Annotated in this window: 24 protein-coding genes and 1 pseudogene; 14 read left to right on the plus strand and 11 right to left on the minus strand. The window is 63.5% G+C overall.

Annotated elements, in window-relative coordinates:
• Positions 1-41: 41 nt before the first annotated feature.
• Entirely contained in the window at positions 42-863 is an 822-nt protein-coding gene (locus R9B85_RS02440) for a shikimate 5-dehydrogenase (RefSeq protein ID WP_375149180.1), read from the minus strand.
• Between the two features lie 231 nt (positions 864-1094).
• Here R9B85_RS02440 and R9B85_RS02445 point away from each other — a divergent pair, with 231 nt between their 5' ends.
• A complete protein-coding gene (locus R9B85_RS02445) occupies positions 1095-1277 on the plus strand; it encodes a hypothetical protein (RefSeq protein ID WP_313855385.1) in 183 nt (60 codons plus the stop codon).
• A gap of 73 nt (positions 1278-1350) precedes the next feature.
• Here R9B85_RS02445 and R9B85_RS02450 read toward each other — a convergent pair whose 3' ends face one another.
• On the minus strand, positions 1351-1836 hold the full coding sequence (locus R9B85_RS02450) for a glycoside hydrolase family protein (RefSeq protein ID WP_252378717.1): 486 nt from the start codon (positions 1834-1836) through the stop codon (positions 1351-1353).
• 62 nt (positions 1837-1898) lie between these two features.
• Positions 1899-2264, minus strand: a complete 366-nt coding sequence (locus R9B85_RS02455) for a chemotaxis protein (protein WP_252378716.1) — start codon at positions 2262-2264, stop codon at positions 1899-1901.
• Positions 2265-2426: 162 nt separating this feature from the next.
• Here R9B85_RS02455 and R9B85_RS02460 point away from each other — a divergent pair, with 162 nt between their 5' ends.
• A complete protein-coding gene (locus tag R9B85_RS02460; RefSeq protein WP_112252728.1) occupies positions 2427-3251 on the plus strand; it encodes a S24 family peptidase in 825 nt (274 codons plus the stop codon).
• A gap of 37 nt (positions 3252-3288) precedes the next feature.
• On the opposite strand, the gene R9B85_RS02465 is transcribed toward R9B85_RS02460, so the two are convergent.
• Positions 3289-3612, minus strand: coding sequence for a DUF1654 domain-containing protein (locus R9B85_RS02465; protein WP_112252729.1), 324 nt, complete (start codon positions 3610-3612; stop codon positions 3289-3291).
• Positions 3613-3848: 236 nt separating this feature from the next.
• Between R9B85_RS02465 and R9B85_RS02470 the strand changes: the two genes are divergently transcribed.
• The 3 genes and pseudogenes from R9B85_RS02470 to pbpG all read left to right on the plus strand — a co-directional run bounded on the left by R9B85_RS02470 (position 3849) and on the right by pbpG (position 6900).
• Complete coding sequence (locus R9B85_RS02470; RefSeq protein ID WP_112252730.1) at positions 3849-4523, plus strand: polysaccharide lyase family 7 protein; 675 nt, start codon at positions 3849-3851, stop codon at positions 4521-4523.
• A gap of 162 nt (positions 4524-4685) precedes the next feature.
• A pseudogene (locus R9B85_RS02475) lies at positions 4686-5814 on the plus strand (sensor histidine kinase).
• 159 nt (positions 5815-5973) lie between these two features.
• On the plus strand, positions 5974-6900 hold the full coding sequence (gene pbpG, locus R9B85_RS02480) for a D-alanyl-D-alanine endopeptidase (RefSeq protein ID WP_112252731.1): 927 nt from the start codon (positions 5974-5976) through the stop codon (positions 6898-6900).
• A gap of 157 nt (positions 6901-7057) precedes the next feature.
• Here pbpG and R9B85_RS02485 read toward each other — a convergent pair whose 3' ends face one another.
• Positions 7058-7492 carry a hypothetical protein gene (locus tag R9B85_RS02485; protein ID WP_112252732.1) on the minus strand — a complete coding sequence of 145 codons (435 nt, stop codon included), beginning with the start codon at positions 7490-7492 and terminating at the stop codon, positions 7058-7060.
• 203 nt (positions 7493-7695) lie between these two features.
• Between R9B85_RS02485 and R9B85_RS02490 the strand changes: the two genes are divergently transcribed.
• From R9B85_RS02490 to R9B85_RS02530, 9 genes are all read left to right on the plus strand, one after another.
• Positions 7696-9030, plus strand: a complete 1335-nt coding sequence (locus R9B85_RS02490) for a lysine N(6)-hydroxylase/L-ornithine N(5)-oxygenase family protein (RefSeq protein WP_423770795.1) — start codon at positions 7696-7698, stop codon at positions 9028-9030.
• 307 nt (positions 9031-9337) lie between these two features.
• Complete coding sequence (locus R9B85_RS02495; protein WP_112252734.1) at positions 9338-10531, plus strand: PepSY-associated TM helix domain-containing protein; 1194 nt, start codon at positions 9338-9340, stop codon at positions 10529-10531.
• Positions 10528-11067, plus strand: coding sequence for a thiamine pyrophosphate-binding protein (locus R9B85_RS02500; RefSeq protein ID WP_112252735.1), 540 nt, complete (start codon positions 10528-10530; stop codon positions 11065-11067). Before R9B85_RS02495 ends, R9B85_RS02500 begins: the two co-directional genes overlap by 4 nt.
• A complete protein-coding gene (locus tag R9B85_RS02505; protein ID WP_112252736.1) occupies positions 11064-11384 on the plus strand; it encodes a hypothetical protein in 321 nt (106 codons plus the stop codon). The genes R9B85_RS02500 and R9B85_RS02505 overlap by 4 nt, the downstream gene beginning before the upstream one ends.
• Positions 11381-11950 carry a DUF6162 family protein gene (locus R9B85_RS02510; protein WP_207879589.1) on the plus strand — a complete coding sequence of 190 codons (570 nt, stop codon included), beginning with the start codon at positions 11381-11383 and terminating at the stop codon, positions 11948-11950. Before R9B85_RS02505 ends, R9B85_RS02510 begins: the two co-directional genes overlap by 4 nt.
• A 16-nt stretch (positions 11951-11966) precedes the next feature.
• A complete protein-coding gene (locus R9B85_RS02515) occupies positions 11967-12869 on the plus strand; it encodes a metal ABC transporter substrate-binding protein (protein WP_025338673.1) in 903 nt (300 codons plus the stop codon).
• Positions 12866-13612: a metal ABC transporter ATP-binding protein gene (locus tag R9B85_RS02520; RefSeq protein WP_133973584.1), complete on the plus strand. Its 747-nt coding sequence runs from the start codon at positions 12866-12868 to the stop codon at positions 13610-13612. The genes R9B85_RS02515 and R9B85_RS02520 overlap by 4 nt, the downstream gene beginning before the upstream one ends.
• Positions 13612-14511, plus strand: coding sequence for a metal ABC transporter permease (locus R9B85_RS02525; protein WP_013973136.1), 900 nt, complete (start codon positions 13612-13614; stop codon positions 14509-14511). Before R9B85_RS02520 ends, R9B85_RS02525 begins: the two co-directional genes overlap by 1 nt.
• Positions 14508-15371, plus strand: coding sequence for a metal ABC transporter substrate-binding protein (locus tag R9B85_RS02530; protein WP_112252740.1), 864 nt, complete (start codon positions 14508-14510; stop codon positions 15369-15371). The genes R9B85_RS02525 and R9B85_RS02530 overlap by 4 nt, the downstream gene beginning before the upstream one ends.
• Before the next feature lie 69 nt (positions 15372-15440).
• Here the strand turns inward: R9B85_RS02530 and R9B85_RS02535 are convergent, their stop codons facing one another.
• The 6 genes from R9B85_RS02535 to R9B85_RS02560 all read right to left on the minus strand — a co-directional run bounded on the left by R9B85_RS02535 (position 15441) and on the right by R9B85_RS02560 (position 19545).
• Entirely contained in the window at positions 15441-16493 is a 1053-nt protein-coding gene (locus R9B85_RS02535; RefSeq protein WP_207879596.1) for a DUF1615 domain-containing protein, read from the minus strand.
• 26 nt (positions 16494-16519) lie between these two features.
• The gene (locus tag R9B85_RS02540) at positions 16520-17071 is read right to left on the minus strand and encodes a hydrolase (RefSeq protein WP_112252742.1); all 552 of its coding nucleotides are present in this window, start codon (positions 17069-17071) and stop codon (positions 16520-16522) included.
• A 57-nt stretch (positions 17072-17128) separates the two neighbouring features.
• Positions 17129-17848, minus strand: a complete 720-nt coding sequence (locus R9B85_RS02545) for a thioesterase II family protein (RefSeq protein WP_112252743.1) — start codon at positions 17846-17848, stop codon at positions 17129-17131.
• A complete protein-coding gene (locus R9B85_RS02550) occupies positions 17845-18066 on the minus strand; it encodes an MbtH family protein (RefSeq protein ID WP_003256222.1) in 222 nt (73 codons plus the stop codon). Before R9B85_RS02550 ends, R9B85_RS02545 begins: the two co-directional genes overlap by 4 nt.
• An 80-nt stretch (positions 18067-18146) precedes the next feature.
• Entirely contained in the window at positions 18147-18548 is a 402-nt protein-coding gene (locus tag R9B85_RS02555; RefSeq protein WP_112252744.1) for a hypothetical protein, read from the minus strand.
• A 112-nt stretch (positions 18549-18660) separates the two neighbouring features.
• Positions 18661-19545: a LysR family transcriptional regulator gene (locus R9B85_RS02560; RefSeq protein WP_112252745.1), complete on the minus strand. Its 885-nt coding sequence runs from the start codon at positions 19543-19545 to the stop codon at positions 18661-18663.
• Between the last annotated feature and the right edge of the window lie 34 nt (positions 19546-19579).

Raw genomic sequence — 19579 nt, forward strand, 5'->3', positions numbered from 1 at the left:
TGGGAGCGGGCAAGCCCGCGAAAGGGCCGGCACAGGAATAATCAGATATCCCGGGCGTACGCCACCGCCGCCTCGACCTGCTCCGGTGTCGGCCGCACCCCGGTGTAGAGCACGAACTGCTCCAACGCCTGCAGCGCGATCACCTCCAGCCCGGTGATCACCGGCTTGCCCAAGGCCCTCGCCCGCCTGATCAACGGTGTGCTCTCGGGCATCGCGACCACATCGAACACCCGCGCCGCCGCGGCGATGGCATTCTCGGAAAACGCCAGCTCCTCGGCCTCGGGGCCACCCGCCATGCCGATCGGCGTCACGTTCACCAGCATGGGTGGGCACAGGTCGCCCAGCTCCGGCACCCAGCGATAACCACACACATCCGCCAACTGCCGCCCGGCCTGCTCGTTGCGCGCAACGATGATGCCTTCGGCGAACCCGGCATCGCGCAAGGCACTGGCTACCGCCTTGGCCATGCCGCCACTGCCGCGCAAGGCAAAAGCAGTGCTCGGGTCCACCTGGTGTTGCGCCAGCAACTGGCGCACGGCCAGGTAATCGGTGTTGTAGGCCTTGAGGTGGCCATCGGTATTGACCAGGGTATTGACCGACTCGATGACCGCCGCCGATGGGTCGATCTCGTCGACCAGGGCCATGCAAGCCTCCTTGTACGGCATCGATACCCCGCAACCGCGGATACCCAGAGCGCGGATGCCCGCGACTGCCGCCGGCAGGTCATCGGTGCGCATGGCCTTGTAATAGAAATCCAGGCCCAGCTGCTGGTACAGGTGGTTGTGAAACCGTACACCGAAGGTGCCAGGGCGACCGGCCAGGGAGATGCACAGCACGGTGTCTCTGCTCGGAGTTGCCGACATAACCTGCTCCTTTGTCATAACTGAAACGTTTGTTCAGCGTAACAGAGGTAACCGCTGGTCGTCCCTTGCACAACCATTACCGTTCCCCGTGCTCAGCTGACGAAGAGTGGAGGTATTACGGCCCGCCGCGCTAGCAAATGTTGATGGAACCAATGACCACTATTGAGGAAGTTGATTTCAAACCGCCCAGCCAGCTGCGTAAGGTAGAGCCATGTTTTACAGGAGGTCCACATGGCCACTATCCACATCATGTCCGTCGTCGGCAGTGCCGTCCCCGCTTCGCTGCGTGAGCAGGGCCTGCTGGCATGCTGGTACCTGGTGCGCAACGGCGAAGCCGTAAGCGGCCCGATGCCGACCCTCGCCTCGGCCCAGGCCCTGGTCGAACAGTTGCAACCAGGCACCTTTGTCGCCTGACCCGTATTTGTTGTGCGTTGCTCCCTACGCCCTTCTGGCCCGCCTACCTGGCGGGTCTTTTTTTGCCTGGGCGTTACGCCTGCACCTCCCCGCCGCAGGTAGTGAACAATGCCAACAACGCGGCCAACTCATGTTCGCGCTGGCCATAGCCCGCGCCAGGCAGGCTGGCCCAGATCGGCGCGGCCTTGGCGATCGCCTGGGCAATGCGGCCGGCCTTTATCAGTGCCAGCGCGCCGCATTCGCTCAACAACTTGATTGCCGCCAGGTCCTGGGCCTCAGGGGTAAACCGGCCATTGAAGCCATAAGCGCTGACGATGGCCTCCCAGGTACCGGCCAGAATCTGGTACCGCCCCGCCGCAGAACTGTGAATGCCGTACCTCGGCAACCACACTTTCTGCTTCGGGTGCCTGCTGTAGTCGTTGAACAGTTGGCCGCCGACCAGGACGTTGTAACCGTCGTCACTGGCAGCGATGGTCGAGGTACCTTCGGACCAGGCCAGCGTGTCCAGGAATGCGAGCACGTTCGCGCCGCCGGCAGCGGCAGAATGCAATCGAGCCATGTTGTCTCCATACAGAAGAGCCCATACGCATGGGCGTGAACAGAATTGACTTGCGGGACGCCTCACTCACCCTGCTTCCCGCGCAGGCGGGCTACCCCCTCGCCCTGGACGATGACCTGCCGGGGGGGATGGCCGCCGCGACTGGTGAGCGCTTCGATCTTGCCTTCAAGGCGCCCTACGGTTACCACCAGTTCATTGCGCTCCTTGGCAAACTGATCGGCCCTGGCCTGCGCTTCTCTTCGGGCGTCACGCTCGATATCGAGCAGCTCGTTCAGGCGCCGGACCACGCCAATGTCAGCGGTGTCCATGGCACGGTCAGCCGCATCCCTGGACAGCCACTTGCGCAGCCAGAGGAAGGCGCCCAGCAACACGGTGCCAGTTCCGCCCAGCCAGGTGATGGTGCCTGGGCCGAGGTCAGTCGGGTCCATGAAAACCTCATTTCGAATGGTGATGTCGTAAGCCGGGAGAACGGTGTCTCGGTGGCTTTCCTTGCTTGCAGATTTAATTTAGCCTACAGCTAATATCATGACAAGGGAAATTTAGCTTTAAGCATATTTAGCAGCAAGCTAAACACTGGCATGCTTCGCCCCATGGACATCTACGAAATTCGCAAGCACAACCTGGTCAAGCTGATCGGCACCCAGAGAAAGGGATCCTGCGCAGAGCGCTGGGGGATGGCACCTGCGCACCTGAGCCAGATCCTTTCGGACAAGACAGCGAAGAACCTGGGCGATGATGTGGCGCGCAGAATCGAAGGTATCGAGGGCTTGCCGCGGGGGTGGTTCGACGCAATGGCAGTGGGCGACCAGGCGCTGTCGCCAGCCGAGGCCGGCGACAGCAAGCTGTCCGCAGCCGACCTGGTCAAGCAGATGCTTGCCAGAAGCGGCAGAGGCATCCCTGAAGAAACCCGGCAAAGGCTACTGGCCGCTGCCGAGGAGCCGGCAGACTCGACGCTGGTGGCTTCTGAGCTTGTTCGGCCAGGCCTGGTGGGTGACGAAGTGTGGATTGCCCACTACGACGTCCGCGCGGCCATGGGCGGCGGGCAGATCCCCCACGACTACCCCGAGATGTTCAAGGATGTTCGCGTCAGCCCAAGCCACCTGCGCGAGCTGGGCGTGGAGTTCAGCGAGCACCACCACCTGAAGATGGTGACCGGTTGGGGCCAGTCGATGGAACCGACCATCAAGCACCGCGACCCGCTGATCGTGGACGTCAGCATCCGCGAGTTCGTCGGCGATGGAATCTACTTCTTCTCTTGGGGTGACCACATCTACATCAAGCGCCTGCAGATTGCCGACGAAGACCATTTCGAGATGATTTCCGACAACTCGCGGCACAAGGACCGCATGATTCGCCGGGACGAGACCTACATCCAGGCCAGGGTGCTGCTGGTGTGGAATGCGCACCTTGTGTGAAGCGAAGCCCGCCACCCCGGCGGGCTTTTTCTGACTTTCAGAAAGGTGCCGCCTCCTCGACCTGCTGCTCGCTGTCCCGCTCGACGACAAAGTCGTCACGCTCCTCCACGCTGCCACGCTCCCAGCGCACCGTCACGCTCTCGTCGTCGTTGAAGGTCAGTTCCAACTCGGGCGTCTCAGCCAGCACGCCCATCACCTCCTCCCACTCGGCATCGCCGTCGGTATCCAGGCGATGCACCGTCACCCACCGCTGCGTCTGCGCCAGCGGGTGGTTGATCATCGCCGACACGCGCAAGCTCAGGCGCTCTATTCCAGTCATTTCCTGGCGCTGATTGGGCGGAGATTTCATGTGATCAGACATATTCTTATCCTTGAAGCTGTATATTCGTACAGTGCTCATGGAAAGCTTATCTCACTGCCAAATCAAGCGTAAAGCCCACCTGAGGAAAATTTTCGCCGACAGGTAATTTGCCGCCCGGCGAAATATTTTTAGCTTTGAGCTATTGACTTGTATTTAGCCTGTCGCTAAATTTCAATCCAGCAGCCGCCACCCTGCTGCTGCGGTACCAACCACCATTTCCATTCAGGAGTTGTCCCATGAGCGTAGATATTCGCAACCTCACCATCGCCGTTCCGGTAGCCGAATCGTCGATCACCACCGTAGCGACAGAACTCACCGGCAGCGAAGCGATTGCCCAATACCCGGACTACGTGACAGTGCTCAGCGACGGTTCGGTCCAGTTGTTCGCCCCCACCAAAGGCGCTTCGAGCAAAAGCACCCGCAGGACCCGCTGCGAGTGGTCGGAGCCGAAATACTGGACGCTGGCCAGCGCTCAGGATCACTGGAATCGCCAGGAAATGACGCTGACCAAGGTCAACTGGGCGCAGAAGGTGGTCATCGCGCAGATGCACGTTTACGCTGACGACAGCCCGCCCGTGAAGGTGTTCTGGAAGAAGGGCGACATCACCCTGGGGTTTCGGCAGACCTACAACCAGGCAGATCCTGTGAATTCGACGGTGCTCAAGGGGGTACCGCTGGGGGCGAAGTTCCAGGTGAGCATCCACGCCACCTCGGCAGGCGTTATCAACGTTACGGCCACGTGCAATGGAGTGACCGGTTCGTCCGGCGACCTGCAGTTCGACAGCACCTGGGCCGCGCGGCTATTCGAGTTCCACGGCGGGGTCTACAACCAGGTGGACTACACCGATACAACGCCCGCCAATGACGGCTCGATCTGCATCATCAGCGACCTCGCGCTGATTCATGCCTGAACCCAGGCACCCGGCACGCATCCCGATGCCCTGCAACTCAGCGCAGGTTGCATCGGGATCGCCCTGGATCGACCGTTAAGCTTGAACTGGCGCTCAAACTTCCTGCTTTTCGGATGAACTAAGCTATTCGGATGTCTTTTTTCAGAGCAGGGTCAGGCCCCCATGAGACTGTTCGATTTTATTGAAAACGGTATGGAAGCGATTCTTCAGGCTTGGGAAAACTACGCCCGCTCGGTTGAAACAGACCTGCCGAAGCAGGACTCGGTCGGCCTGCGCAATCATGCCGAGAAGATGCTGCGCACCGTGGCCGCAGACATGAGACTGCCCCAGAGCAGGCAACAACAGGCCGAGAAGGCACAAGGGAAAGGCCCCAGGAGTTCCAGCGAAACCGCAGCGCAGACCCACGCGGTAGCTCGACTGATAGCCGGGTTCTCGATGGACCAGATGGTGTGAATACCGGGCATTGCGCGCAAGCGTTCTGTCACTGTGGCTTACCCAGGAGTCGTTCGCAGAGGCGCACCATGTCCAGGACATGATCCGGTTCAATGAAGCGATTGACCAGGCGCTCGTAGAGTCGATCGCTGCGTACGGAACAGCAGTCGAGGCGACCCGCAAGATGGTGCTCGCCGTGCTCGGTCATGATTTGCGTTCACCCTTGGGCGCGATACTCATGGCTGGCGGGCTGATCCAGCGGCAGCCGGGGCTGGATGAAAAGGGAAAGCGACTTGCTACCCAGGTTTGTACCAGTGCACATCGAGCAAATGTCATGATCAACGACCTGCTGGACCTGGCCCGCTGCAACCTGGGGACTGGTATTCCAGTGGATTTGCGGAAAATGGATTTGAATGCAATCTGCCAGGCTGTCATCGACGAGCTGCGCACGGCGTTCCCGCACGCGCGGATCATCCTGGATGAGCAGGCGCACATCACGGGCCAATTCGACCCTGACCGCATTGCTCAGGTGTTCTCCAACCTGATAAGCAATGCTCTGCGCCATGGCGATGCAACGGCCCCGATCAAAGTCACGGTGGCCAGGGTGGAGGGTGTTCCACGGGTCAGCGTTCAGAATTCCGGAGCACCTATCCCACCCGAGGTGATGCCCTACCTTTTCAAGCCGGAAGGAAGATACTCGAGCTACTCAGCCGGAGAGCGGGGCTCTGCAGCGGGGCTCGGCCTTGGTCTGTTCATCGCCTCGGAGATCGTTGCAAACCACGGTGGAAGAATTGAGGTGGAATCGACCGAAGAGCAAGGGACGACCTTCGAGGTTGTTCTGCTGTCTTCGGTAGAGTGACGATTGGTACAGGACAGGTACAGGATTAAATTTCGTTCACGTTGCGCCCTTTAGTCATAAGGCATTCGACAGCAATTCAGCCATACTCCAGAATGCAGCGGTTTTTGGGGGAAAACCCTTGCACAGCCAACGACATACCAATTTTTAGTGAGCCTCAACGTGAAAACATCCCTGTCCATCCTCGGCCTGCTGCTGTTGCTCACAGGTACTGCGACCCTTCCGTCGACCGCTGCTGCACAACCCCCGGCCCAGGTTCAACGGGACCCGTCCAAGTTGCATCTCGCCTCGGGCAGCGCCCTGCTGATCGACCTGAACACCAACCAGGAGTTGTATTCGAGCCACCCCGACCGCGTGGTACCGATCGCCTCGGTGACCAAATTGATGACGGCGATGGTAGTGCTGGATGCCAAGCAGTCCATGGATGAGATGCTCACCATGACCACTGCCAACAACCCGGAAATGAAAGGCGTGTATTCGCGAGTGCGGCTGGGCAGCCAGCTCGACCGCCGCGAAACCTTGCTGATTACCCTGATGTCATCGGAAAACCGTGCAGCCAACACCCTGGCCAACCATTACCCCGGCGGCTACCCGGCGTTCATCAAGGCGATGAACGCCAAGGCCCGCAGCCTGGGCATGGCGCACACCCGCTACGTCGAGCCGACCGGCCTGTCGACGCAGAACGTGTCCACGGCCCGTGACCTGGCCAAGCTGCTGATGGCATCGCGCAAGTACCCGATGCTGAGCGAGCTGTCGACCACCCGCGAGAAGACCGTGGCCTTCCGCAAGCCCAACTACACCCTGGGCTTTCGCAACACCGACCACCTGGTGAACAAGAGCAACTGGGACATCAAGCTGACCAAGACCGGCTTCACCAATGAAGCCGGGCACTGCCTGGTGCTGCTGACCCGCATGGACAACCGCCCGGTGGCCATGGTGATCCTCGATGCCTTTGGCAAGTACACCCACTTCGCCGATGCCAGCCGCATGCGTCAGTGGCTGGAAACCGGTGCCGCCAAGCCGGCGCCGGCGGTGGCCATGCAGTACAAGGCAGAGCGGCAGAACAAGGGGCGCCTGGCGGCCGAATGACCGCAGCCTGATGCTACCAGGCCCCTGTAGGAGCGGCCTTGTGTCGCGATGGGCTGCAACGCAGCCCTGACGATTTTTGCATTTATGCCAACATCCCGGGGCCGCTTCGCGGCCCATCGCGACACAAGGCCGCTCCTACAGGGGACCGTGTCAGCTGTCAGGCCGTGGTGCTGACCATCCCGCCTGCACTGCTGCCGCCCGTTTTCTGCAGTGCTTCGAGCAGTTGCGCGGTGGCCTGCATGATTTCACCATTGATGGTCGCGATGCTCGCCTGCTTGCCGGTCACGGCTGCCAGCTTGGTCGTCTCGTCCATCTTCTGAGCCATCAACTGGGCCAGCTGCTTCTGTTCCTCTGCCAATTGCTTCTGCAACTTCTTGATCATCTCGCGCAATTGCCTGATGTGCGCAGGCTCTGAACTCTCACTGCTGCCCTGGGCACCTTGAGCCTGGCCACCAGCGGTCACTTTCGAGGTTTCGGCCTGAGCGCCGGCCGCACTCTCTTCAATCTTTTGCGCATCCTGGCTGTCGGTGGCCTGGATTGTGTTCGCCGCCTGGGGCGTGGTGCGGATGCTGACTGCTGCAATACCTGTCATGTCTTTCTCCCTGCGTTGCAAATAGGTCCTTGGGTTGTTCTGCCTATCGGCAGACAGGCGCAAGCCTTTAGCCCCCCTGTTGCAATTGCCCGGTTACCCGCCAGTAAATTCCCCACCGTTTGGCTCGTTCCACCCAATGTACAAGCGCAGGCGCCGGCCTCTCCCGGCGAGCGTCAACATTCGACCATTATGGAACCGCAGCCATGAGCCAGTCTGCAAACCCGGAAACCATCAAGGACCTGATCGGCGTGGGCTTCGGCCCTTCCAACCTGGCCCTGGCCATCGCCCTGGAAGAACTCGCCGAGTCCCAGGGCCATGCCCTCGACGCGCTGTTCATCGACAAACAGCAGGACTATCGCTGGCACGGCGAAACCCTGGCCACCCAGAGCGAGCTGCAGATCTCGTTCCTCAAGGACCTGGTGTCGCTGCGCAACCCCACCAGCCCCTACAGCTTCGTCAACTACCTGCACCAGAAGCAGCGCCTGGCAGACTTCATCAACCTCGGCACCTTCTACCCCTGCCGCCTCGAGTACAACGACTACCTGCGCTGGGCCGCCGAACACTTCGCCACCCAGGCGGTATATGGCGAGGAAGTGCTGCGCATCGAGCCGGATGTGCAGGCAGGCCGGGTCGAGCACCTGCGCCTGGTATCGCGTGACGTCCAAGGCCGCGAATACAGCCGCCGAACCCGTTCGGTGGTGGTCGGTAGCGGCGGTACGCCGAAAATTCCGGAAAAGTTCGGCGCCTTCAAGGACGACCCGCGGGTTTTCCATCACTCCCAGTACCTGAGCAGCCTGAACAAGCTGCCCTGCACCGCCGGCAAGCCGATGCGCATTGCCGTGATCGGTTCGGGCCAGAGCGCAGCCGAGGCGTTCATCGACCTCAATGACAGCTACCCATCGGTCAAGGTCGACATGATCCTGCGCGGTTCGGCCCTCAAGCCTGCCGATGACAGCCCGTTCGTCAACGAGATCTTCTCGCCAGACTACACCGACCTGGTCTATAACGAACCGGCCGACCAGCGCAGCAAGCTGCTGGGCGAATACCACAACACCAACTATTCGGTGGTGGACCTCAACCTGATCGAACGCATCTACGGCATCCTCTACCGGCAGAAGGTCGCCCACCAGTACCGCCACAACGTGCTGTGCCGGCGCCAGGTCGAAGCCGTGGTGGCCACTCGCGAAGGCCTGGAGCTGACCCTGCGCGACCTCGCTACCGGCCAGCAGCAGACCCACCGCTACGACGCGGTGATACTCGCCACTGGCTACGAGCGCCGCTCGCACCGTGACCTGCTGGCGCCCCTGGCCGGCTACCTGGAGGACTTCAGCGTCGACCGCAACTACCGCGTGCTGGCCAGCCCCGACCTGCAGGCCTCGGTGTACCTGCAGGGCTTCTGCGAAAACAGCCACGGCCTGAGTGACACCCTGCTTTCGGTGCTACCGGCGCGCGCTGCTGAAATTGGCCGCGCGCTGTACCAGGACCTCGCCCATCTGCACGGCAAGCCGCAACCGGCAGTGGCCCTGACCCGCGCCTGATCCCCTGCAAGACCAGCACTGCCCTCAAGGCATGTACAGGGCCTGTAGGAGCCGCCTTGTGTCGCGAAAGGGCTGCAAAGCAGCCCCGGCAATTTGTGCACCTGCGCTGAAACCCTGGGGCTGCTGCGCAGCCCTTTCGCGACACAAGGCCGCTCCTACAGGATCGCGCCAGATTTCAGGTTCCTTTGCATCCTGAAACATTTACTTGCATTTAAAACGGCAGGTTTTCGATTCTCATTCGTCCTTATCAATACAGCCCCTCTTTGGCTGGGCACACGCTCGACTCCCCATTGCAGAAGACCGTCAGATGGCCAAATCACCGAAAAAATCCAAATCCAGGCTGTGGTTCCTGGTCCACAGCTGGCTCGCCTTGCCGATCTGGTTCTTTGTCCTGATCGTCTGCTTCACCGGCATGCTCGCCGTGGTCAGCCAGGAAATCGTCTGGCTGGCCGACCCGGCCGTGCGGGCCAACAAGCCCGACGCCGACGCCGAACGCCTGAGCTTCCAGCAGGTACTGGATGCCCTGCACAAGGCCGAGCCGGACATGGTGGTGGAGCGGCTCAACCAGCCCGACGGTTCGCACTTCGCAGTCAAAGCCAATGTCACCCTGCCTGACGGCACCAGCCCGACGTTGTATGTAAACCCCTACACCGGGGCCATTCAGGGCAAGACTCCAGACTTCAACTTCGAAGCCTTCACCCGCGCCCTGCACGGCTGGTGGCTGGTGCCGTTCACCAACGGTTTCAGTTGGGGCTGGTACCTGGTGTCGCTGCTCGGCCTGCCCATGCTGGCTTCGCTGGTCACCGGCCTGGTGGTGTACAAGAAGTTCTGGAAGGGCTTTTTCAAGCCGGTGCGGACCGGCCATGGTTCGCGGATTTTCTGGGGCGACCTGCACCGCCTGGCCGGGGTCTGGTCGATCTGGTTCATTGCCGTCATATCCATCACCGGCACCTGGTTCCTGATCCAGGCGATCCTGGCCGACAACCACATCACCATATCCAGCCGGCCCATCGTGCCGGTGATCGCCCGTGAGGATGTGCCGCAAACCCCGAATGGCAGCCCGGCAGCGCGCATCGACCTGGATGAAGCAGCACGCATCGCCGGCCTGGCGGTGCCGGGGCTGGAGATCAACTTCATCTCGCTGCCAGCCACCGCCTACAGCCACATCACCCTGGCGGGGCCAGGCTGGTATCCGCTGATGTTCCAGAGCGCCTCGGTAAACCCGTACACGCGTAATGTCGACAGCCAGTTCCTGATCAGCGACCGCTCCGCCCTGGAGTTCGTCACCGAGTCCATGCGCCCGCTGCATACCGGCGATTTCGGCGGCCTGCCGATCAAGCTGGTGTGGTTCTTCTTCGGCCTGGTCCTCACCCTGATGGTGTTCAGCGGCTTGCTGATCTGGACCAAACGCACCGCCCAGGCCACCGCCGCCGCCCTCAAGCGCAGCGAGCGCACGCCGCGCCTGGCGCGTAATGAACCCATCGTGGAGATCCGCCCATGAGCCAGGCCCAAGCCGTGCCCGTCAGCCCGCGCAAGCAACTGTGGCTGAAATGGCGCTTTCACCTGAACATCCTGCTGATCCTCATCCCGCTGGGCTTCATGCCCAAGTACTTCGCCGACGCCAAGCTGTTCCGCGGCGAAGCGGGGCTCGGCGCCAATGTGGTCAATGACATCCAGGTCGGCCCCTATACCCTGGACCTGGCCGAGATGCGTGACGAGCCCCCCCGCGCCGACGGCCCGGCCGGCCACTTCAAGGTCTTCAATGCTTCGCTGTGCAAGGCCTGCGTCAACGGCGTCAAGGCGGCCTACCTGCGCATCGGCAAACCGCGCAGCCTGCGCGCCGCCGGCACGATTTTCTTCGGTGCGCCGTACAACATGGGCACCTCGTTGCCGATCCCGCCACGCACCAAGCCCGACGCGCAGGTCTGGATCACGCTGGAAGGCTGGGACGGCAGCATGTACCAGGCGTCGGTCCCCCTGGCCAAGGCATCGCCAGCCACCGTGGCCTGGCTCGAGAAACAAGGAGGCAAGAAATGAAACATCTGTTGCGCACCCTCGCCCTGCCCTTGCTGGTGCTGGCCGCCGGCCCGGCCCTGGCGCACAACCCGATGTGCGAATGCGAAGAGCTGCCTGGCGGCCAGGTCAAATGCACCGGCGGCTTCTCGGACGGCAGCGGTGCCCCCGGGGTAACCCTGGATGTGATCGGCTACGACGAACAGGTGCTGGTCGGCGGCAAGCTCGGTGATGACTCGACCCTGACCTTCAAGCGACCGGATGGTGAGTTCTATGTGCTGTTCGATGCCGGCCCCGGGCACGTGGTGGAAGTCGACTACGCTGATATCGCCCAGCCATGAGCCGCGCCCAAGTGATTCGCCCGGCCGGTGCCGGGCACGAAACCCTCTACGTGCTGCTGGTCAGCCTGCTGATCGTGGTACTCGCCACCAGCGTGGTGCTGCTGCGCGGCGAACGCGAGGATGAACAGGCCATCGCCAGCCACCAGATCGACGCCCGTCGCGACCTCACCGCCGCCGAGCAAGGCCTGTATACCGACCTGCGGGTGGCCTTCGACGAAATCCAGCTGCTGCGTGAGGAAACCGCCGCCGCGCCCAGCGTGCAGGCTCTGGCCGAGGAAGGCCTGCCGCCGTTCGTGGTCGATGCCGGCAGCCAGAGCCGCGGCAGCCACCAATGGTCGTGGCTGGAGCCCGGCGCCTACCTTGGCCGCAGCCAGGCCCCGGCAGTGGCCGGCAGCCTGCTGCTGATCCTGCCGGCCGACAGCACCGCTCAGGCCGATGTCTGGCTGCGCCGCGACAGCGCCGCCGTGCCCCCGGACGACCTCGGCCAGGCCGCCCTGATCGCCGCCGGCTGGCAGCAGGTGGTCAGCCATTACGACGCCGGGGTCACCCGCGAACACCGTCACTGAACCCAAGGACTCCCCCATGCTCCGCTCCGCCCTCGCCCTGCTCCTGGCCCTAGCCCTGCCGGCACAGGCCCTGGCCGATAACGGCAAGCCCCTGCGTATCGGCATTACCCTGCACCCCTACTACAGCTATGTGAGCAACATCGTCGGCGACAAGGCCGAAGTGGTGCCGCTGATTCCGGCGGGGTTCAACCCCCATGCCTACGAGCCACGGGCCGAGGACATCAAGCGCATCGGCACGCTGGATGTGGTGGTACTCAACGGCGTCGGCCATGACGATTTCGCCGACCGCATGATCGCCGCCAGCGAAAAGCCCGGCATCAACACTATCGAGGCCAACCAGAACGTGCCGTTGCTGGCGGCCACCGGCATTGCCGCCCGCGGCGCCGGCAAGGTGGTCAACCCGCACACCTTCCTGTCGATCAGCACCACCATCGCCCAGGTCAACAACATCGCCCGCGAACTGGGCAAGCTCGACCCGGACAACGCCAAGCTGTACACGCAAAACGCTCGCGCCTATGCCAAGCGCCTGCGCACACTGCGTGCCGACGCGCTGGCCAAGGTCACCGAGGCGCCCAGCGCCACCTTCCGGGTCGCCACCATCCATGCCGCCTACGACTACCTGGTGCGTGACTTCGGCCTGGAGGTGACTGCGGTGGTCGAGCCAGCCCATGGCATCGAACCCAGCCCTGCCCAGTTGAAGAAGACCATCGACCAGCTCAAGGCGCTGGACGTGCGGGTGATCTTCTCGGAAATGGACTTCCCGTCGGCCTATGTCGAAACCATCCAGCGTGAATCCGGCGTGCGCCTGTACCCGCTGACGCACATTTCCTACGGTGAATACACCAAGGACAAGTACGAAGTGGAGATGAAGCGCAACCTCGATACCGTGGTCCGCGCCATCCAGGAGAACCGCGCATGACCGCCGCCGCCAACCTGGTGACGGCCTGCGGGCCGCGCATCGAGTTCGCCGGCATCGACCTGACCCTGGGCCGCACCCGCATCCTCGAACAGGTCAGCTTCAACGTCGCCGCCGGCAGCGTGCACGCCATCGTCGGCCCCAACGGCGGCGGCAAGAGCTCGCTGATCAAGACCCTGCTTGGGCAGATGCCGCACCAGGGCCAGCTGACCCTGCACTGGCCCGGCGAACGCGAAGTGATCGGCTATGTGCCGCAGGCGCTGGAGTTCGACCGTGGCCTGCCGATGACCGTCGACGACTTCATGGCTGCCATGTGCCAGCGCCGCCCCGCCTTCCTCGGCCTGTCGCGCCGGGTGCAGCCGGCCATCGACGCGGCCCTGGCGCGGGTCGGCATGCTCGACAAGCGCAAACGGCGCATGGGCGCGCTTTCCGGTGGCGAACGCCAACGCGTGCTGCTGGCCCAAGGCCTGATCCCCGAGCCGCAACTGCTGGTGCTGGACGAACCGATGTCAGCCCTGGACGAAGCCGGCATCCAGGTGTTCGAACAACTGCTGCAAGGCTGGCGCCAGGCCGGCACCACCGTGCTGTGGATCGAACACGACCTGGAGGCCGTGATGCGCCTGGCCGACCGGGTTACCGGCCTGAGCCGCCAGGTACTGTTCGACGCCCCACCCGCCCAGGCCCTGACCCCGGAGCGCCTGCTCGGCCTGTTCTCCGTTCACCCGCGTAGCGAGAGCCTTGCCTGATGAGTTTTGAAATCTTTCGGCAAACGGTCCAGGACTGGGCCACTGCCGGCTACCTGCCCGAGGCGCTGGCCTACGGCTTCGTGGTCAACGCTTTGCTGGCCGGTTTGATGATCGGCCCGGTGCTGGGCGGCCTGGGCACCCTGGTGGTGGTCAAGCGTTTTGCCTTCTTCTCCGAGGCGGTCGGCCATGCCGCGCTGACCGGCGTGGCCATCGGCATCCTGCTGGGCGAGCCCTACACCGGCCCCTACGGCAGCCTGTTCGGCTACTGCCTGCTGTTCGGCATCTTGCTCAACTTCCTGCGCAACCGCACCGGGCTGTCGCCGGACACACTGATCGGCGTGTTCCTGTCGGTGTCGCTGGCGCTGGGCGCGAGCCTGCTGCTGATGCTGGCGGGAAAGATCAACGTGCACATCCTAGAGAACGTGCTGTTCGGCTCGGTGCTGACCGTCAGCGGCCAGGACCTGGTGGTGTTGGGCATCGTCGCGGTGCTGGTGCTGGCATTGGCCGTGCCGCTGTACAACCGCATCATGCTGGCCAGTTTCAACCCACAACTGGCGGCCGTGCGCGGGGTAGCGGTGAAAACCCTGGACTACCTGTTCGTGGTGCTGGTGACCCTGGTCACGGTGGCCTCGGTGAAGGTGATCGGGGCGATCCTGGTCGGGGCGTTGCTGGTGATTCCCGCTGCTGCCGCACGCTTGGTCAGCCAGTCGCTGAAGGGCTTTTTCTTCCTGTCGGTGCTGATCGCCACGCTGAGCACGCTGCTCGGAATCCTGCTGCCAATCGTTTTCGACCTGCCGGTGCCCTCCGGCGCCGCGATCATCCTGGTCGCCGGCATCTGCTTCGCCCTGGCGGCGCTGGCCCGCGCCCTCGTCCCCCGCCTGCAAGGAAACCCGGCATGAACCTGAAACGCCTGACCCTGGCGCTGGCCCTGGCCGGCCTGCCGTCGCTGTCTTTCGCTACGCAAGTGCTGACCACCCTGCCCGTCACCCACAGCCTGGCCAGTGCCCTGCTCGAGGGCACCACGGTACAGCTCGAACGTGCAGCGCCCGCCAACCTGCCTGCCAGCCGCCAACCGTCCTATTTCAGCGGGCGCGGTGGCGCCAGCCTGCACAAGGCGGCACAGCGGGCCGACGCGGTAATCGGCGTGCGCTCGATCTGGCGTGACGACCCGCTGTACCCGATGGCCCGGCGCAGCAATATCCGCATCGTCGAGATCGACGCTGCACGGCCGGTGGATGGCGCGCTGCCGGGTATTGCGGTGAACGGCGACGAGGCCTATGGCGCCTACCCCTGGCTCAACCCGACCAACCTGGGGCGCATGGCCGACGTGGTAGCCAATGACCTGGAGCGCTTGGCACCGGACGACAAGGCGAAGATCCAGGGTAACCTGGCCGGGCTCAAACGCCAGCTGCTGGAGCTTTCGGCCAGCAGCCAGACACGATTGGCGAAGGTCGACAACCTGACGGTGGTGAGCCTGTCGGAGCGGCTGGGTTACCTGGCCAGCGGGTTGAACCTGGATGTGGTCGAGCAACCGCTGCCGGCCGAGTGGGATGCGGCTGCGCTGAAGGCGCTGGGGGATAACCTGAAGGCGCAGGATGTGGCGCTGGTGCTGGACCACCGGCAGCCGGGGGCAGCTGTGGCCGAGGTGATCAAGGCAGCAGGGGCGAAGCTGGTGGTGGTGGAGAGTGACCCTGAGGATGCGTTTGCGGGATTGAAGGCCAGTGTGGATCAGGTAGTTGCCGCTCTGGGCGAAAGCTGATGTTCTCCTCGCAGTCCCACAGGCCTGCACGGTCCCTGTGTAGGAGCGTGCTTGCCGGCCAGGCCACCATTAACGCTTCATGCACCGCTGATAACGCTCGTCCACCCGCCCGGCAAACCACGCCGTGGTCAGCTTGCGGGTAATTTTCGGGCTTTTCAGCTCGATCCCTGGCAGCACCGCCCGTGGCACCGGCTTGCCGGCCGCGGCATCGGCCAGGGCGAACACCCCGCTGTACAGCTTGCTGTCCTCGAAGGCCAGGCTGTCACCCTCCTCCAGCTGGCTGCGGATCTGCGGGTTGCGCAGGCCCAGCTTCGTTCCCAGTTTGCGTGCCGCCTTTTCAGTGGTCCCGGGCATGATCGAACCCGGCGCCACCAAGTCGCCATCCAGCGCCAGCGTCACCCCCGTCACCTTGCTCAGCGCCGCCTGGAATGCCGCATTGCGGCTGGCGTACCAGCCCGCGTTGAAATCGGCAAAGCGGTACAGTTGGCGATCGTAGTTGGCCGAATAGCCTAGCAAGTGGGCGATCCCGAAATACATGCCGCCGCGCCGGGTGAACACTTCCTGGCGAATGCTGCCGTCGTGGCTGTAGGGGTAATCCCGCGCATGCTTTTCGGCAAAGTCGATACTGACCTGCATCGGCCCGCCGGTATGCACCGGGTTCAGCCCGCCCAGCAAGGTCTTGCCCAGCGGCACGCGAGCGATGACTTCATCATACAGTTCGCTCAACTGCTTCTCGCTGCGCACCGCCTGCAGACGTTGCTGGTAGCTCTTGCCATTACCCGACGGCGTCTTCAGTGCACCATCAACCAGCAGCTTGGGGATGTGCAGGCGCGCGGCGCGGCGGTCGATTTCCTCCCGGGCGATACGCCCCAGGTTGGGCACCTGCGGGTCGGCATTGAAGGTCGATTCCTGCTCGGTCACCGCCAGCACCGCACACAGGTTGCTCTTGCTGGGGGCAATACGCTGGGCCTCGAACGCCACCTGAATGTCCCGCGCCCAGCCCTCGCGGTCCTTGGCCTGGGCGGGCAACAGCCGCAGCAGTTGGGCGCGGACCTTGGCCGGGTCCGCCTCGGGTGCTTCCTCGCGGCGCCCGGCGCAGCCTTGCAGCAGCGCCAGGGCCATCAACCCGGCAGCCAGTAACCGGCCGTTCAGGGCTGTTCACCGACCAGGTAAGTCTTGCTGATGTGCCGGAACAGCGGGTGGCTGGCACTGCCCATGAGTTCGAACAAGACCATTTCGCGGGTCACCACCTGCGCCCCCGCGGCCCGCATGCGCGCCAGCCCTGCGGCCTTGCTCGCCGGTGTACGGCTGTCGCAGGCATCCTCGACCACGAACACCTGCTTGCCCAGTACCAGCAGGCCGAGCACGGTCTGCAGCACACAGACATGGGTTTCCATGCCACAGACAATCACTTGCTCACGCGCCATCAAACTTGCTGGCAGGCACTCGGCGGCCACGCAGGAAAAATGGCTTTTCTCCACCACCTCGGCGGTCGGCGCCGCGGCCAGCAGTTCGGCCAAGGTATGGCCCAGGCCCTTGGGGTACTGCTCGGAAATCACCGTCGGCAGTTCCAGCTCGTTCGTCGCCGCCAGCAACCAGCGGGCCCGCGCGCGGGTGCCTTCAGGGTCGCTCATGGCGCCGATGAGTTTTTCCTGGATGTCGACGACCAGCAGCGTGGCCTTGTGGGGATCGATCAGCATTGTCTGCCTCTTGCCTGGGAAAAGGCCTAGCCTCCCCCAGGCAAGCGGTGACGTCAATCAGGCGGACAGCCGAAGCGGTTGCAGCGACGCGGTCAGCGCAGCGAGCACCCGGTCCTCCTGCTCGTGGATGAAGAAGTGGCCGCCGGGGAACATCTGCAGCGAGAACGCCCCGTGGGTTTCCTTGCGCCAGGCCTGCAACTGCTCGTCACTGGCGCGGTCCTGCATGCCGCCCAACACGTGCAGCGGGCACTGCAAGGCCTGCCGCTGGCGGTAGGCGTAAGTACCGCACAGCAGGAAGTCGGCACGCAGGGTGGGCAAGGTCAGGCTCATCAGTTCGGCATTGGCCAGCACTTCCTCGGGCGTGCCCTGAAGCTCGCGCAACTCGCCGATCAACTCGGCGTCGCTCTTTGGCTCGCGCCAGTTCTTGCCGTCGTAGTCCTCGCGGCGGGTTGGCGCTGCGGTGCCGCAGGCGAACAGGGCCAGTGGCGCCGGGCAACCCAGCGCTTGCAGCTCATGGGCAAGTTCAAACGCCAGCAAGGCGCCCAGGCTATGGCCGAGCAGCGCGTAGGGGGTGCTGGCCGCCAGGCGCTGTTCGGCAGCCAGTTGACGGGCCAGGGCCTGCATGTCGGTGTGCAGTGGTTCGGCCATGCGCGCACCACGCCCGGGCAGCTCCACCGGGCGTACCTGCAGCCATGTCGGCAGCTTGCGCCGCCAGCGGCTGTAGACCATGGCGCTGGCCCCGGAATACGGCAGGCACAGCAGGTTCAATGCAGTCACTGGGCGGCGGCTTCGGCCATTTTCTGGCGCAGGCTCAGCGGGCGCATGTCGGTCCAGACCTCATCGATGTAGGCCAGGCAGTCCTTCTTCAGGCCGCTCTTGCCTACGGCACGCCAGCCGTTGGGGATGGCTTTGTAATCGGGCCAGATCGAGTATTGCTCTTCGTGGTTGACCACTACCTGAAACTGGATATCGTCGCGGTCGAAAACGGAAGTCATTGCCTGTCTCCTTGAGTGATGGATTCAAAGTAGACGTAGCATGGGGCGAAAAAATTAGTGGGCCTGACGCGGGCAGGTATTCAGGTGTCACGCAGCAGGTCGTGGGTATCGAGCAAGCGGAAGGCTACCTGCGGGTTGCGCTCCAGCCCACGGCGGATCGCCGCCGGGATCGACTGCCGGGTCTTGCGGCACAGCCCGGGCTGATCATCCAGTTCGATGACGATGCCGCGCATGGTGCGTACCTCGTTGAAACCGGGGGCGATGTGCAGGCGGATGCCGAGATTTTCGTACATCCGCTGCTGCAGGCGTTGCAGGTCTTCCAGGTCCTTGAGGTTTTCCAGGCGTTCGAGCAGGCGCTTTTCTTCCTGACGGGTCAGCAGGAGGATGCGTTGGGCTGCCTGCGGGTGGTCGGCCAGGTGTTCGCGGCCACAGTCGCAGGCGCCAGGAGGGCAAGGTTGGCGCAAAGGGAGTGGTGTGCTCATGGTGCAAGCATAGCCTGTACCGGCCCCTTCGCGGGTCACCACAGGGCTTGGGTATTGTGGAATACCTGTGGGAGCGGGTTCACCCGCGAAGAAGCCCACTCGGTACCGAAGGTCAGAGCTGCACCAACCGCTCACGCAGGAAGTTCACAAACCCCTGCACCGGCCGAGCCACCTGCCGGTGCTGCGGGTACACCGCCGACAGCTGCAGCGCCGGCGGCCGCCACTCATCCAGCACTGTCACCAGCCGCCCATCCGCCAGCGCCTGCCCCACGATGAAGGTTGGCAGATAGGTCACCCCCATCCCGGCAATTGCGGCATCCCTGAGCAGCTCGCCATTGTTCGCCCGCATCCGCCCGACCACCTGGATCGCCTGAGCCTTGCCTCCCTGGCTGAACTGCCACTGCACCTGCCGCGAATGCCCATACGGCAGGCAGTCATGCCCGGCCAACTGCTCCGGCCTGGCCGGCACGCCCCGCGCTTCCAGGTACGCCGGGCTCGCGCAGTACACGCGCTCGACACTGGCGATACGCCGCGCAATCAGGCTGGAGTCCTCCAGCGCGCCAATCCGTAGCGCCAGGTCATAGCCCTCGCCGATCAAGTCCACGGCGCGGTCGCTCAAATCCACTTCCACATCCACCTGCGGGTGCACCTGCAGAAACTCGGTCAGCAGGCAGCCCAGGTGCGCCATGGCGAACGACAGCGGCGCACTCAGGCGCAAGGTGCCACGCAAGGCCTGAGCCTGGCCGCTGATGTCGTGCTCCACCTGCTGCACTTCGCCGAGCAGGCGCAGCGCCGACTGGTAGTAGTGCTGGCCCAGCGGCGTGGCGTCCAGGCGCCGGGTGGAGCGGTTGAGCAGGCGCACACCCAGGCGCTCTTCGAGCTGCATCAGGCGCCGGCTGACCGATTGCTTGGACATGCCCAGACGGTCGGCAGCAGCAGTGAAACTGCCGGCCTCCATCACTTGGGCAAAGATGCGCATGTCTTCGTACGGGTTCATTGTCTCGCTCTTGGTGACAGTCAAACGCTTTATA

Source organism: Pseudomonas sp. NLJ1 (genome assembly GCF_049486705.1).
Classification (GTDB): domain Bacteria; phylum Pseudomonadota; class Gammaproteobacteria; order Pseudomonadales; family Pseudomonadaceae; genus Aquipseudomonas; species Aquipseudomonas inefficax.

What these genes read in the sequence shown, in the direction of transcription:
- R9B85_RS02460 (WP_112252728.1), top strand. Translation starts at nt 2,427, where the DNA reads ATGGACATCTACGAAATTCGCAAGCACAACCTGGTCAAGCTGATCGGC.
- R9B85_RS02560 (WP_112252745.1), bottom strand. Translation starts at nt 19,545, where the DNA reads ATGAACCCGTACGAAGACATGCGCATCTTTGCCCAAGTGATGGAGGCC.
- R9B85_RS02490 (WP_423770795.1), top strand. Translation starts at nt 7,696, where the DNA reads ATGAGCCAGTCTGCAAACCCGGAAACCATCAAGGACCTGATCGGCGTG.
- R9B85_RS02555 (WP_112252744.1), bottom strand. Translation starts at nt 18,548, where the DNA reads ATGAGCACACCACTCCCTTTGCGCCAACCTTGCCCTCCTGGCGCCTGC.
- R9B85_RS02455 (WP_252378716.1), bottom strand. Translation starts at nt 2,264, where the DNA reads ATGGACCCGACTGACCTCGGCCCAGGCACCATCACCTGGCTGGGCGGA.
- R9B85_RS02530 (WP_112252740.1), top strand. Translation starts at nt 14,508, where the DNA reads ATGAACCTGAAACGCCTGACCCTGGCGCTGGCCCTGGCCGGCCTGCCG.
- R9B85_RS02550 (WP_003256222.1), bottom strand. Translation starts at nt 18,066, where the DNA reads ATGACTTCCGTTTTCGACCGCGACGATATCCAGTTTCAGGTAGTGGTC.
- R9B85_RS02485 (WP_112252732.1), bottom strand. Translation starts at nt 7,492, where the DNA reads ATGACAGGTATTGCAGCAGTCAGCATCCGCACCACGCCCCAGGCGGCG.
- R9B85_RS02470 (WP_112252730.1), top strand. Translation starts at nt 3,849, where the DNA reads ATGAGCGTAGATATTCGCAACCTCACCATCGCCGTTCCGGTAGCCGAA.
- R9B85_RS02495 (WP_112252734.1), top strand. Translation starts at nt 9,338, where the DNA reads ATGGCCAAATCACCGAAAAAATCCAAATCCAGGCTGTGGTTCCTGGTC.
- R9B85_RS02510 (WP_207879589.1), top strand. Translation starts at nt 11,381, where the DNA reads ATGAGCCGCGCCCAAGTGATTCGCCCGGCCGGTGCCGGGCACGAAACC.
- R9B85_RS02445 (WP_313855385.1), top strand. Translation starts at nt 1,095, where the DNA reads ATGGCCACTATCCACATCATGTCCGTCGTCGGCAGTGCCGTCCCCGCT.
- R9B85_RS02535 (WP_207879596.1), bottom strand. Translation starts at nt 16,493, where the DNA reads ATGGCCCTGGCGCTGCTGCAAGGCTGCGCCGGGCGCCGCGAGGAAGCA.
- R9B85_RS02450 (WP_252378717.1), bottom strand. Translation starts at nt 1,836, where the DNA reads ATGGCTCGATTGCATTCTGCCGCTGCCGGCGGCGCGAACGTGCTCGCA.
- R9B85_RS02515 (WP_025338673.1), top strand. Translation starts at nt 11,967, where the DNA reads ATGCTCCGCTCCGCCCTCGCCCTGCTCCTGGCCCTAGCCCTGCCGGCA.
- R9B85_RS02525 (WP_013973136.1), top strand. Translation starts at nt 13,612, where the DNA reads ATGAGTTTTGAAATCTTTCGGCAAACGGTCCAGGACTGGGCCACTGCC.
- R9B85_RS02540 (WP_112252742.1), bottom strand. Translation starts at nt 17,071, where the DNA reads ATGCTGATCGATCCCCACAAGGCCACGCTGCTGGTCGTCGACATCCAG.
- R9B85_RS02500 (WP_112252735.1), top strand. Translation starts at nt 10,528, where the DNA reads ATGAGCCAGGCCCAAGCCGTGCCCGTCAGCCCGCGCAAGCAACTGTGG.
- R9B85_RS02440 (WP_375149180.1), bottom strand. Translation starts at nt 863, where the DNA reads ATGTCGGCAACTCCGAGCAGAGACACCGTGCTGTGCATCTCCCTGGCC.
- R9B85_RS02465 (WP_112252729.1), bottom strand. Translation starts at nt 3,612, where the DNA reads ATGTCTGATCACATGAAATCTCCGCCCAATCAGCGCCAGGAAATGACT.
- R9B85_RS02520 (WP_133973584.1), top strand. Translation starts at nt 12,866, where the DNA reads ATGACCGCCGCCGCCAACCTGGTGACGGCCTGCGGGCCGCGCATCGAG.
- R9B85_RS02505 (WP_112252736.1), top strand. Translation starts at nt 11,064, where the DNA reads ATGAAACATCTGTTGCGCACCCTCGCCCTGCCCTTGCTGGTGCTGGCC.